The organism is Flavobacterium humi (assembly GCF_004745595.1).
In the GTDB taxonomy this organism is placed as follows: domain Bacteria; phylum Bacteroidota; class Bacteroidia; order Flavobacteriales; family Flavobacteriaceae; genus Flavobacterium; species Flavobacterium humi.
Genome location: NZ_SRLH01000007.1, coordinates 45,892 through 58,326, shown reverse-complemented (window position 1 = coordinate 58,326; position 12,435 = coordinate 45,892). Strand labels below are relative to the sequence as shown.

Below are 12,435 nucleotides of genomic sequence, written 5' to 3'. Positions count from 1 at the left end.
TTAACAGATAAAAGGGATTCCCGTACAACTTACTGTAGGAATACAGCTCAATGTAGGCACACACTGTACAGTAGGCACACATTGGTTAACCGGCAATGTCGGAACTGCCGGTGCACTACCTCCACCGTGTTGTGATGCACAAATAGGTGAAATTCCTGTCACACATGATGTGATCGTAGGAACACACTGGCCTGTTGGCAAACATTGATTGATTGGCAATGTTGGCAAAGCTGCTACATTAGCATTGGCATGGGCGCCACCGCCTTGTTGAGCCAAACAGATTGGAGAAATTCCCGTTACACATGAAGTAATTGTAGGAACACACTGAACTGTCGGGATTGGCAAACATTGTGTGATTGGAATGGTTGGAAAAGCAGCAGCGTTATTCGCAGCACCACCTTGCTGAGCCAAACAGATTGGCGAAATTCCCGTTACACATGAAGTGATTGTAGGAACACACTGAACTGTCGGGATTGGCAAACATTGTGTGATTGGAATGGTTGGAAAAGCAGCAGCGTTATTCGCAGCACCACCTTGCTGAGCCAAACAGATTGGCGAAATTCCTGTTACACATGAAGTGATTGTAGGAACACACTGAACTGTCGGGATTGGCAAACATTGCGTGATTGGAATGGTTGGGAAAGCAGCAGCATTATTCGCAGCACCACCTTGCTGAGCCAAACAGATTGGAGAAATTCCCGTTACACATGACGTGATCGTAGGAACACACTGAACTGTTGGGATTGGCAAACATTGCGTGATTGGAATCGTTGGAAAAGCAGCAGCATTATTCGCAGCACCACCTTGTTGAGCCAAACAGATTGGCGAAATTCCTGTTACACATGAAGTGATCGTAGGAACACACTGAACTGTTGGAATTGGCAAACATTGCGTGATTGGAATGGTTGGGAAAGCAGCGGCATTATTCGCAGCTCCGCCAACTCCGTGTTCTGCACTACAAACAAAAGGAATTCCGGTACAGCTTACTGTAGGAATGCAAGATAATGTAGGAACACATTGTACGGTAGGCACACATTGGTTAACCGGCAATGTCGGAACAGCGGCAGCATTTGCATTAGCACCACCTTGTTGTGCCGCGCAAATCGGAGAAATTCCCGTTACACATGAAGTGATGGTAGGAACGCACTGAACTGTTGGGATTGGCAAACATTGTGTGATTGGAATAGTTGGGAAAGCCGCCTGGTTGTTCAGGTAGTTGTTGTAAATATCTCCTTGCAATAAAGAAGAACCTCCCTGATCATTGCAATCTTTGCAAGAACCACCTAGGGATCCTCCTGCATGCAATGCCAGGATACTTGCAAATTGGCTATCGTCTATATCACTTTGAATACCAGGAAGCGCTATAGGCACCACAAAATGATGGCTATAGTTAAAGCATTTCCATCCTAAGAAAGGAATGTCAACACAAGGGTTTACTCCTAAATCAAAACTGAAGACACCACCTGCTTCGTTAAAATTAGTGATGCTTAGCGTGATTTTGAATTTACTGAATGGCTGCCAAGTGAAACTTACATTAGCATTGAAATTAAAGCTCTTGGTCACATTTCCAAAAGGCGTTTTCAATCCGATGGTAATTGTTACTTGACCTTTAACAGCACTAGCAGATACACACACTCCACAGCCCAGGAAGGTTGGTGAACACCATTCCGCAGCTGCTAAATTGTCATATCCTTCGTATACTGCCCCATTTTCTACGTTTAATAATTTTGACATGATTGTTGTTTTGTTTATTTTGCCTACTCTTTTTTAGGGTTTTTCGGCTTTCTTCCCTGTGGTTTTTGTAATATTACATAACAAACCTATTACGATAAACTAGAATTAAATAGAGCATAAACCCCTGATTTTCAATACAAGTAGAACTACCTGTTCACGAAAAAGCAACTCTTTGGCGAGTTGCCTTTTCTTTTTAAATCGCAATTTGTTTTGGTCTGAAAAAGACAGTTATGATAATTGCATTACAAGCAATTGACGAATCGGCATTTTATGACCAGGTTTGCCCTGATGGAATAAAATCAACCAATACGTGAGGAACTGTTAGGATAGCATCCCAGTTGAAGTAATACTTATCCATGGCAGCGGCACTGTTGATCCATCTTTTGACTCCGTTGGAAACAATATATACGGCAGCAGAGTTATCGGCTTTAGCCAAAACCGCACCATCCGTTATAGGGCTTCCCGTAGCGATGTTCAACAAGTCTGCCTTGATGATATTGCTCCAATCCCTGAAAAGACTGTTGTACGTTTGCGGATTAGGGATCATTTGAAGGTATCCTTCAGGATTTACCAAATATACCGGGCCTCCTTTTAGGGAAGTGAGGCGTAATCCCGCCAAGTCCGGTCTTGGGATCGCTAATGAATCCGGGCTGATTCCTACTGTCAGGCTCATTGGGGTTGTTTTAACCTCAATTTCTTCAACAGGCACATGGTTTTTCGTATTCTGAGAATACGCTTTTCTTTCTTCTGTTTCTAAAAAAGCTGAATTTGACATGATATTTAGATTTATTTCACCTACTCTTTTTTAGGGTTTTTCGGTTTACTCCCTTTGAAGACGAAACTTTTCCAGGTTTCCATCTTTGCTTTTCCTGCATTGATGATTAGTAGTTTCGGTTGTGTTCCGCTTTTATTTTTGAGGTAGATTATTCCTGTAGCACTTGATATAATCATGTAAGCACATGTCGGTTTTCTATATGGAAAATGTATCTTTTCGATAAAAGCGCAAAAAACAAATGGTGCTAGCTTCTTTTGTTTTATGAAGTGAAATTATAGTGATTTTCAAGCTGCTACATAAAAAATGTCATCAGGGATGGAATTCTTGTCATGAATAGCATCAAAGGCACCCATGGAAGATTGAGCGCAAAACAAAAAACCCTTCACGTGCAAGAGAAGGGTTGGCCAAAAGAGGTCGTATAATTATTTGAGTATGTTAAACTTCTTGATGAAGTCCTTGTGTTTTTCGCTAAGGGTCACTTTGTGGTTTCCTTTTAAGATGACCAGGTTGTCATGCATCATTATTTCTTCGATCTTATCGATGTTTACGATAAAATTCCTGTGGGTCCTGACGAATTTGTCTTTCTCCAGAAGCTCGCTTATTTTGGTCAGGGAAATCATAATGACGAATTTTTCAGTTTCGGTGATGATATTGCAGTATCGTTCTTCTACTTCAATGTATAAAATATCGGTGATGAATACTTTTTTGAGGGAATTCTTCTTTTTGATAAAAAGGCAGTCGTTACTGATGACAGTATCCTGGTCGGGGCTGAAAAAAACATCCGTCTGGGCATAAAATTTCTCCACGGCCATTTCGATGGCATACAGGATTTCCAGTTCGTTAAACGGTTTGAGCAAAAAGCTGAAAGGATGCGTCAGTTTGGCTCTTTCAAAAATCTGGCGGTCATTGGAACTGGTCAGGAAAACAAAAGGTTTGGAAATATTGGGCGTGATATTGATCGTTTCGGCAAAAGCAATGCCATCCGGGATTCCGTTCAAAAAAACATCGATAACCACAATATCTACAGGCTTTTTGTAAAATTGGGCCAGGGCATCGCTGTAGCTCGTGGCCACGCCGGCTACCGTATAATTGTTTTCTGTAAGTACTTTTACCAGAGACTCGCTTTCCGCCGGAGTATCTTCGATAATAAGCACACTGACATTATCCATTGTTTTTGTTTTTTTGCAATTGTACAATCATTTTGGTTCCAATACCTTCTTCGCTTTCAATCATTAATTTCCCGTCATTTTTCCGTATCATTGATTTACAGAGCTGCATGCCCAATCCGGTACCTATTTTTTCGCCGTTCCTTTTTTTCGAAAGCAAAACACTTTCGCTCAGCAGCTCCTCTTTCATTTTCTCACTAATCCCCAATCCGGAATCTTCTATGACCAACGTACAGGAATCATCTTCTGTCGGCCGGGTATAAATGGAAATCATGCCGTTTTCTTCCGAAAATTTAATGGCGTTGTCAATTAAATTCCTGAGTATTATTTTTAAAGAACCCTGGTCAGCATACACGAAAACGGTAGTGGGCACTTCATTTTTAAAACTGATGTTTTTATCGAGCATCAGGGGTTTGTAATTGTATTCTATTTGCCTGATGATGGAAAACAAGTGCAACGATTCCTTATGGAAATACATCTGACGGGTTTGGTGCAACGCCCAATTGAGCAAATTATCGAGCAAATTATAAGCCCCGTTCGCCACGGCTTTGTTATTGTGGAGCAGTTTGTCGAGTTCCGTAAAATTCTTGTTTTCCAGGTTTTCCAATAATTTGGCGTTGCTGGTTTTCAAGGCACTTACCGAAGACCTCAAATCATGGCTTACAATAGAGAACAGCTGGTCTTTTGTGGCGTTCAGTTCGTCGAGTTCGTTTTTCTGGGAAAGAATGATCGCATTGCTTTTTATCTTCTGCCTGTAAAAATAAATCCCTGTCCCAAACAGTATGAACAATAAAACCGAAGAAAAGAAAAAACCGTTCCTTTCGGCTATTTTCAACTTGTTTTCGGCGGCAAGGATATCTATTTCCTTTTGTTTTTGCTTTACGGTAAATTTCTTTTCCAATTCGGCAATGGCCCAAACCTTATTCTGGTCGTTTAACGAATCTTTCCAGGTTTCGTATTCTTTACGGTACTGCAAGGCCAAAGGCAGTTTTTTCCGGTTTTCTTCCACTACGGCCATGTTCATGGCGGCGTTTTGTTTCAGCTCGAAATTCTTTGTTTTTTGTGACAGCTGATAGGCTTTTTCAAAATAAGGAATGGCCAGGTCATCTTTATATTGTTCGTAATACAAATTGGCAATATTAATATAGGAACCAATTATCGAAGCCGTATCTTTCTCTTTTTGAAATAGTTGCGTTCCTTTAGAAAAATAGCTTTCCGCTTTATCAAATTTATTGAGGAGCAAATACGAAATCCCTAAATTATGGTATAATGCGCCTTTGTTAAAATCATATATCCGGTTTTCGGGCAATTTTTCGATTTCTTCAAAATAGCGTATGGCATTTTGATACTCATTCAATTCCAATGCAATTTCACCCAAATACAACCTGACTTTATAATGAAAGGGAAACCTATCGGAAATCCGGTTAAATTCCTTCCTGGCTTCCACATGGAGCTTTTTATTCTTAAAACCGAAAGCCCTGAAATAATGGCAAAAATCCCGAATCTCTTCCTTGTTGTCCTTCAGGCTAAGCTGCTTCATGGAATACACTAAAGTAGAATCCCAGTTTTTTTCCAAAAAAAAGGACTGGGCCTTGTAAAAATTTACTTCCGCCTTATATTGAATTCCTTTTTTCCTGATGGCCTCCAGCAGCATTGTACTGTTGGGTTTCCCTTGGGGGAAAAGAGAAAAAGGAAAAAACAGATGGAGCAAAATAATAAGAAACGTAATTTTGAATTTCATCCAGCTTTTTTGTTTTAGCAAAAAATATCCATTTGCATCAGTAACTCTGTATGATCTGTGTTACCGTACCTCTTGATGTCCTTGGGTTCCCATTGTCCGGATCGTTATTTTGAATAATCACGGTAACGTCTATTATATCTTTCGACAATTGGTATTCGTAACAGATGTACCAGGCAAAATAACTTTTAGCATTAGGCAGTATCTTTTTATATTTCAAAAGAAGTTCCAAATTAGGGGCTTCTTCTGGCGAAAGCTCAAAAAGCTCAAAAGAATCGTTTTCCAGTTCGTCCGGCAAAAAAGCCATTATCTTAACATTCATGTATGGCACATCTCCCTGGGTTACTACCTCTGCAGACACCAATGGTGACAAAAGCCATTCCGGGTTTATCAAGCCTTCAATAGTGATGGCCTGCTCGTTCATCCGGGAAATCTGGACAAGTTTTAAAGGAGGCAGAACAGTTGTTTCATTTGTAGTAGTATTATTCATGGTATTTCAATTTTAGCGGTTAATAAATGTCCTGTTTGTAAGGAAAATACTCGAAGTTAAAAGTAATTTTTTTATTTAAAATATCGATTGTTTTGTAGGAATTATTTGCCCTTTGGCCAAAACGCCCCGGGTTTTATTTTTATAGAAGGTAAAAAGACCCGCCGTTAACCGGAAAACAAGCAAAATGTCAGATCTATTGGAACAGGATGACCAGTAACCACCAAAAAACCGGAACGCTTTCCACCCAAAAGGAAGTATAATAATCCGATCGTTTGGGATTGGAGAAAAGCGTAAAAAGCGCGAGAACACTTATTAAAATCAAATTGATCCAGAGCTGGTGCACCTGAAAATCGCTTTTAAAAAATTCCAGTCCATAAAAAGGAAGCAGTAAAAGCAGGTTCAGCATCTTGGTTTTCTGGACTCCCAGGCGTTGCGGAACGGTTTGAAGCGAAAGATCGTCGTTTTTCAAATCGATAATCTCAAAAATAAGTATCAGGATGATAACCAGTAAAAAACGTTGGCAAAACTTAAGCCAGACATCGCCCGAGAGCGGCAGCCCCGCATTGATTACCGGCAAAAACAACGTAATTCCCGCCCAGCAGAACGCCACGATATAAATTTTTACACCGGCCCAATTCCGGGCATTGCCAATTTTCGGAAAAAAAGGCAACGTGTAAAGCATGGTCAGTGCCAAAAATCCTATGGCAACCCCTTTTGTTGCGGTTTCCAGCAGGAAAAAACTATAACCGGCCGCCAGGAAAGAGACAACGCTCAACGCCACGATAACTTTTAACTGGCTGCTCATCCTTAGCTTTTTGGCCCGTGCCAAAGCATCGTATTTTACAAAATTGTACCCGACGATAGTGCCAAAAAAAGCAAAACAGGCCATCGGGGCATCATATGAAATATGGAAGAAATAAAAAGTCATCCGGACCAGGGCATAAACCGCCAGGGCCACGTGAATACTTCCGTTGATATAAATGTCGAGGGTTTTCTTAAGTAGTTGCATCCTTACAAAAGTAATCAATCTGTTAACAAGTTCCATTTCCAGTTAAAAAATCTGCCAAAAATTGGCGTTAAAAAACAAGAATATTAGGATATTAATAATTATTTTTGTTCGCTTTAAAACACAACACAAAATTTCGTTTGCGGTAATTCGGAATTTCCTCAAACACATAACAAACAGTACACAAACTGATGAAAACAGATGCATTTGCTTTAAGACACATTGGCCCGAGAGAATCGGATCAACAACACATGTTCAAAACCATTGGCGTTACAGACATGACACAATTGCTTTATGAAACTTTTCCAGATGGAATCCGTTTGAAAAACGACCTGCAATTGGATCCTGCCATGACTGAATATGAGTATTTAACCCACATCTCGCAGTTAGGCGCAAAAAATAAAGTATTCAAATCCTATATCGGTTTGGGTTACCATCCGGCGATCGTGCCTCCGGTTATCCAAAGAAATATTTTTGAGAACCCGGGCTGGTATACCGCCTATACGCCTTATCAGGCAGAAATCGCGCAAGGCCGTCTGGAAGCTTTGTTAAACTACCAAACCACGGTAATCGAATTATCCGGAATGGAAATAGCCAATGCTTCGCTTCTTGACGAAGGGACAGCTGCAGCAGAAGCCATGGCTTTATTATTTGACGTTAGGACTCGCGACCAAAAGAAAAACAACGCTAATAAATTCTTTGTTTCCGAAGAAATATTGCCGCAAACGCTTTCTGTTTTGGAAACACGTTCCACACCTATCGGTATTGAATTGGTGGTAGGAAACCATGAAACTTTCGATTTTTCAGAAGACTTTTTCGGAGCCATCCTGCAATATCCGGGCAAATACGGACAAGTTTATGATTATGCGGGCTTTATCAGCACTGCAAAATCAAAAGAAATCAAAGTAGCCGTAGCGGCTGACATTTTATCTTTGGTAAAATTGACCTCTCCTGGCGAAATGGGGGCTGATGTGGTTGTAGGGACTTCACAGCGTTTTGGTATCCCGATGGGTTATGGCGGGCCTCATGCGGCTTTCTTCGCTACCAAAGAAGAATACAAGCGTTCTATGCCGGGACGTATCATTGGTGTTTCACAGGATGTTAACGGAAACCGTGCGTTGCGTATGGCTTTGCAAACCCGTGAGCAGCACATCAAACGTGAAAAAGCAACTTCCAATATTTGTACGGCGCAGGTTTTATTAGCGGTAATGGCCGGAATGTATGCCGTTTACCACGGGCCGAAAGGTTTGCAATATATTGCCGATAAAGTACATGCTTCAGCGGTTACGACAGCAAAAGCACTGTCTTCGATAGGTATCAACCAGGCAAATACAGCATTCTTCGATACCATTTTGGTACATGCCGATGCTGCCAAAGTAAGAACTATTGCTGAGAAAAACGAAGTGAATTTCTTCTACCCGGACAACAAATCTGTTTCCATTTCCTTCAACGAAACCACTTCAATTGCCGATATCAACCTGATTATTGCCATTTTTGCGGAAGCTACAGGAAAAGAAAGCGTAAACGTTTCGGATGCATCTACAGAAGTACACTTATCGGAACAATCCATCAGAACCTCAACATTCTTACAGCATGATGTGTTCAACAGCCATCATTCCGAAAGCCAGTTGATGCGTTATATCAAAAAATTAGAACGTAAAGATTTATCCTTGAACCATTCGATGATTTCTTTAGGTTCCTGTACCATGAAACTGAATGCTGCCGCAGAAATGCTGCCGTTGAGTATGCCGAACTGGAACAGTATCCACCCGTTTGCTCCTGCAGACCAGGCCCAAGGTTACTTGACCATGCTTAAAAAACTGGAGCAACAACTGAATGTCGTGACCGGTTTTGCAGGTACTTCATTACAGCCAAACTCTGGTGCACAGGGAGAATATGCCGGTTTGATGGCTATCCGTGCGTACCATATTTCAAGAAACGAAGGCCACAGGAACGTATGTTTGATCCCATCATCGGCACACGGGACCAATCCGGCTTCAGCAGCAATGGCGGGAATGAAAATCATCGTGACCAAAACCACTCCGGAAGGAAATATCGATGTTGAAGATTTAAGAGCAAGGGCTATTGAGCACAAAGATGATTTATCTTGTTTGATGGTAACCTATCCGTCTACACACGGGGTTTACGAATCTTCAATCATTGAAATTACCAAACTGATCCACGACAACGGCGGTTTGGTTTATATGGATGGTGCGAATATGAATGCACAGGTTGGTTTGACAAATCCGGCTACCATTGGTGCAGACGTTTGCCACCTGAACCTGCACAAAACATTTGCCATCCCTCACGGCGGCGGCGGACCTGGTGTAGGGCCAATTTGTGTCAACGAAAAATTAGTGCCTTTCTTACCAACAAATCCTATTGTGGCGACAGGCGGAGATAAGGCAATTACAGCTGTTTCTGCAGCGCCTTATGGTTCGGCCTTGGTTTGCCTGATTTCCTACGGATATATTTCAATGCTGGGCGCGGAAGGTTTGCGAAGCGCTACCGAACATGCCATTTTAAACGCCAATTACATGAAAGCACGTTTAGAAGAGCATTTCCCGATTTTGTATACCGGAGAATGCGGGCGTGCCGCTCACGAAATGATTGTGGATTGCCGCGAATTCAAACAAAACGGAATAGAAGTTACCGATATTGCCAAACGTTTGATGGACTACGGTTTCCATGCCCCGACGGTTTCTTTCCCGGTAGCGGGCACCTTAATGATCGAGCCTACCGAATCTGAAGATTTGGGAGAACTGGACAGGTTTTGCGACGCTTTGATTTCCATCAGAAAAGAAATCGCACAGGCTTCTGCGGAAGATGTGAACAATCCATTAAAAAATGCACCTCATACTTTGGCCATGTTAACGGCCGAAACCTGGGATTTACCTTATTCAAGAGAAAAAGCGGCTTATCCTTTGGATTATATCGCGGAAAACAAATTCTGGCCATCAGTGCGCCGTGTAGACGATGCTTTTGGTGACAGGAATTTGATTTGTTCTTGTGCGCCAATTGAGGCTTACATGGAACATTAATCTGTAGCCCATACCATTCAAAATAGCCCTTTCGGAAACGTCAGGGCTATTTTTTTGGTCAATGCTTCAACCGGAACCGTAATCTATCGCCATCTTACATTTGAAGAAAAATACTTCCAAAAATAATATAGCGGGTGGCAAATATTTGTTATTTTTATCCAGTCTAAATTAATACAAATGTTCTTCAAGAATATCGTCATAGCTGATAAGGAATGCCTCCATAGGATTGGTTTGAAACATGTACTGCAAAAGCACCTCCAACACTCACAAATTCAAGAATTGCATGACCGGGCCACTGTGTTCCGGCAGCTTAAAAAACAACCCGTTGATTTATTGGTTATCGATCCGCAAAAAGTGCACGGTTTCCAAACTTCTGATATCAGCCTGATCAAAAATACACATCCGGAGTGCTGCGTGATCATTATTACGGATTGTCAAAACCAGCAAAACATATCATTGTTGCTGCAAAGCGGGATCAATGCGTATGTAAGCAAAAACTGCGAAGAGCAATTTATTATTGACGCCCTGGCCAAAATCGAAAAAGGCGGCCGTTATGTCTGCCCGGAAGTGTACAGCCTCATGGTGGATCGGTTTTTTGAAATGGATAACGGCAAAGGCTTGCACTTAACGCCCCGTGAACTTGAAATTGTCAGGCAGATTGCCAAAGGAAACAAAGGCAATTCCATCGCCAACGAATTGTTTATCAGCATTCATACTTTTAGGACACACAGAAAAAACATTATGAAGAAAATCGGGGTGAATTCTACCTCAGAGATCATACTTTATGCGCTAAAAAACAAAATTAAATAATACCCCTACCCTATTTATAGTAGGTGGAGTACCTTATATAAATTAGGTATTTTCCTACAATTATAGTATTGCCTATAGTCGAGGCCGACAGTAATTTTGCTTCATTAATATTTTAGAATCAATCTAAATAAAACGAAACAATGAACTTACAAGAGCCTTTAAGTATTGATTTGGAGAAGTCTATCAGGGAAAACAAAACCCACACATACCTCTTTTCAAACAATAAAAAATCTGTGGCTGCTTACCAGGAAAGTATGGCAAAAGCAGTCAGGATGATCAGCAATCATCTTCTGGAAAATGAAAAACCGTTCAGTGGCGCTTCCTTATCTTCCCTAAAGGAAAAATGCGATGCCGTTTCCTTGTACGACGACCAGCAACATTCAATCGATTATGTATTGGAAGAACTAAAAGAGCTGTATGTAAACGATGTCATCAATTTCCATCATCCCAAATATATTGCACACCTGAATTGCCCGATCCTGACTCCAACCCTTGTGGCAGAAGCTTTTATCTCTTCTTTAAATTCCTCGATGGATACCTGGGACCAAAGCACCGGCGGCACTTTTATCGAATTGAAACTTATCGAATGGACCCTTCGGAAATTGCAATATCCTACCAATGGCGACGGGATATTTACCAGCGGCGGGACACAATCCAACTTAATGGGGCTGCTTTTGGCCAGGGACCATTATATAAAAACCCATTACAACATGGATCCTAAAATGGACGGATTGCCTTCTGAGGCCAATAAATTTAAGGTATTGTGTTCGGAAATCAGTCATTTCAGCCTCAAGAAAAACCTAAGTTTATTAGGTCTGGGGCAAAATGCAGTGGTTCCTGTAGCGGTGGATAAAAATTACAAAATGGATGTAAACGCGCTTAAAAAAACAATACAACAACAAAAAGAACTGGGCAATATCCCTATAGCCATTGTAGGAACAGCCGGCACTACAGATTTCGGTTCGATTGATCCGCTAACGGACATTTCTCCTATTGCTAAAGAAAACAGCTTATGGTTCCATGTGGATGCGGCTTACGGCGGCGGGCTTCTGCTGAGTAAAAAGCACAAACAGAAACTTATGGGCATCGGCCTTTCGGATTCGGTAACGATTGATTACCACAAAACATTTTTCCAGCCGGTAAGTTCCAGCGGTTTTTTCATGAGGGACAAATCGTTCGTGGATTATATCAAATACCATGCGGATTATCTTAATTCGAAAGAACAGGAAGACGAAGGTATCCCGAACATGGTCAAAAAATCCATACAAACAACCCGCAGGTTTGACGCCCTGAAACTCTGGATGACACTCCGGGTGATGGGTGCCGATACCTTGGGCCAGTTTATGGATTCGGTTATTGAAAATGCACAGTTTACGGCGCAGCTGCTTCAAAACAGGAGCGATTTCGAAGTTTTGAACCAACCCGAAATAAGTGCCGTTGTTTTTAGGTACACGCCTTATAACGGCAATGATTCTTCGTACTGCAACCTGAACAGCTACATCCGGAAAGCCATTTTCAATGAAGGGAAAGCCATTATTACAAGTACCAAAGTAAACCAAACCGTATACCTCAAGTTTACATTCTTAAACCCGCTGACTACTGCAACAGATATTGAAGAAATCATCGAAATGATTGTACACCACGGCCAGCATTATTCCTCAAACAATTAATTTAC

The 12,435-nt window shown here is 41.4% G+C and carries 10 protein-coding genes; 3 read left to right on the top strand and 7 right to left on the bottom strand.

The window, feature by feature from the left end:
- The 7 genes from E4635_RS12745 to E4635_RS12720 form a co-directional block, all read right to left on the bottom strand.
- A complete protein-coding gene (locus E4635_RS12745) occupies window positions 1–1,734 on the bottom strand; it encodes a hypothetical protein (RefSeq protein ID WP_135527085.1) in 1,734 nt (577 codons plus the stop codon).
- Window positions 1,735–2,002: 268 nt separating this feature from the next.
- The gene (locus tag E4635_RS12740; protein ID WP_135527084.1) at window positions 2,003–2,509 is read right to left on the bottom strand and encodes a hypothetical protein; all 507 of its coding nucleotides are present in this window, start codon (window positions 2,507–2,509) and stop codon (window positions 2,003–2,005) included.
- Window positions 2,510–2,529: 20 nt separating this feature from the next.
- Window positions 2,530–2,685, bottom strand: coding sequence for a hypothetical protein (locus E4635_RS15770; RefSeq protein WP_169630266.1), 156 nt, complete (start codon window positions 2,683–2,685; stop codon window positions 2,530–2,532).
- A gap of 246 nt (window positions 2,686–2,931) precedes the next feature.
- Window positions 2,932–3,678, bottom strand: a complete 747-nt coding sequence (locus tag E4635_RS12735; protein WP_135527083.1) for a LytR/AlgR family response regulator transcription factor — start codon at window positions 3,676–3,678, stop codon at window positions 2,932–2,934.
- Window positions 3,671–5,416 carry a tetratricopeptide repeat-containing sensor histidine kinase gene (locus E4635_RS12730; RefSeq protein ID WP_135527082.1) on the bottom strand — a complete coding sequence of 582 codons (1,746 nt, stop codon included), beginning with the start codon at window positions 5,414–5,416 and terminating at the stop codon, window positions 3,671–3,673. Before E4635_RS12730 ends, E4635_RS12735 begins: the two co-directional genes overlap by 8 nt.
- A gap of 37 nt (window positions 5,417–5,453) precedes the next feature.
- Entirely contained in the window at window positions 5,454–5,903 is a 450-nt protein-coding gene (locus tag E4635_RS12725) for a hypothetical protein (RefSeq protein ID WP_135527081.1), read from the bottom strand.
- Window positions 5,904–6,096: 193 nt separating this feature from the next.
- A complete protein-coding gene (locus E4635_RS12720) occupies window positions 6,097–6,948 on the bottom strand; it encodes a UbiA prenyltransferase family protein (RefSeq protein ID WP_317133528.1) in 852 nt (283 codons plus the stop codon).
- Between the two features lie 152 nt (window positions 6,949–7,100).
- Here E4635_RS12720 and gcvP point away from each other — a divergent pair, with 152 nt between their 5' ends.
- From gcvP to E4635_RS12705, 3 genes are all read left to right on the top strand, one after another.
- Complete coding sequence (gene gcvP, locus E4635_RS12715; RefSeq protein WP_135527080.1) at window positions 7,101–9,950, top strand: aminomethyl-transferring glycine dehydrogenase; 2,850 nt, start codon at window positions 7,101–7,103, stop codon at window positions 9,948–9,950.
- A 177-nt stretch (window positions 9,951–10,127) separates the two neighbouring features.
- Window positions 10,128–10,760 carry a LuxR C-terminal-related transcriptional regulator gene (locus E4635_RS12710; RefSeq protein WP_135527079.1) on the top strand — a complete coding sequence of 211 codons (633 nt, stop codon included), beginning with the start codon at window positions 10,128–10,130 and terminating at the stop codon, window positions 10,758–10,760.
- Window positions 10,761–10,900: 140 nt separating this feature from the next.
- The gene (locus E4635_RS12705; protein WP_135527078.1) at window positions 10,901–12,430 is read left to right on the top strand and encodes a pyridoxal phosphate-dependent decarboxylase family protein; all 1,530 of its coding nucleotides are present in this window, start codon (window positions 10,901–10,903) and stop codon (window positions 12,428–12,430) included.
- Window positions 12,431–12,435 lie beyond the last annotated feature (5 nt).

What these genes read in the sequence shown, in the direction of transcription:
- E4635_RS12745 (WP_135527085.1), bottom strand. Translation starts at nt 1,734, where the DNA reads ATGTCAAAATTATTAAACGTAGAAAATGGGGCAGTATACGAAGGATAT.
- E4635_RS12740 (WP_135527084.1), bottom strand. Translation starts at nt 2,509, where the DNA reads ATGTCAAATTCAGCTTTTTTAGAAACAGAAGAAAGAAAAGCGTATTCT.
- E4635_RS15770 (WP_169630266.1), bottom strand. Translation starts at nt 2,685, where the DNA reads ATGATTATATCAAGTGCTACAGGAATAATCTACCTCAAAAATAAAAGC.
- E4635_RS12735 (WP_135527083.1), bottom strand. Translation starts at nt 3,678, where the DNA reads ATGGATAATGTCAGTGTGCTTATTATCGAAGATACTCCGGCGGAAAGC.
- E4635_RS12730 (WP_135527082.1), bottom strand. Translation starts at nt 5,416, where the DNA reads ATGAAATTCAAAATTACGTTTCTTATTATTTTGCTCCATCTGTTTTTT.
- E4635_RS12725 (WP_135527081.1), bottom strand. Translation starts at nt 5,903, where the DNA reads ATGAATAATACTACTACAAATGAAACAACTGTTCTGCCTCCTTTAAAA.
- E4635_RS12720 (WP_317133528.1), bottom strand. Translation starts at nt 6,948, where the DNA reads ATGGAACTTGTTAACAGATTGATTACTTTTGTAAGGATGCAACTACTT.
- gcvP (WP_135527080.1), top strand. Translation starts at nt 7,101, where the DNA reads ATGAAAACAGATGCATTTGCTTTAAGACACATTGGCCCGAGAGAATCG.
- E4635_RS12710 (WP_135527079.1), top strand. Translation starts at nt 10,128, where the DNA reads ATGTTCTTCAAGAATATCGTCATAGCTGATAAGGAATGCCTCCATAGG.
- E4635_RS12705 (WP_135527078.1), top strand. Translation starts at nt 10,901, where the DNA reads ATGAACTTACAAGAGCCTTTAAGTATTGATTTGGAGAAGTCTATCAGG.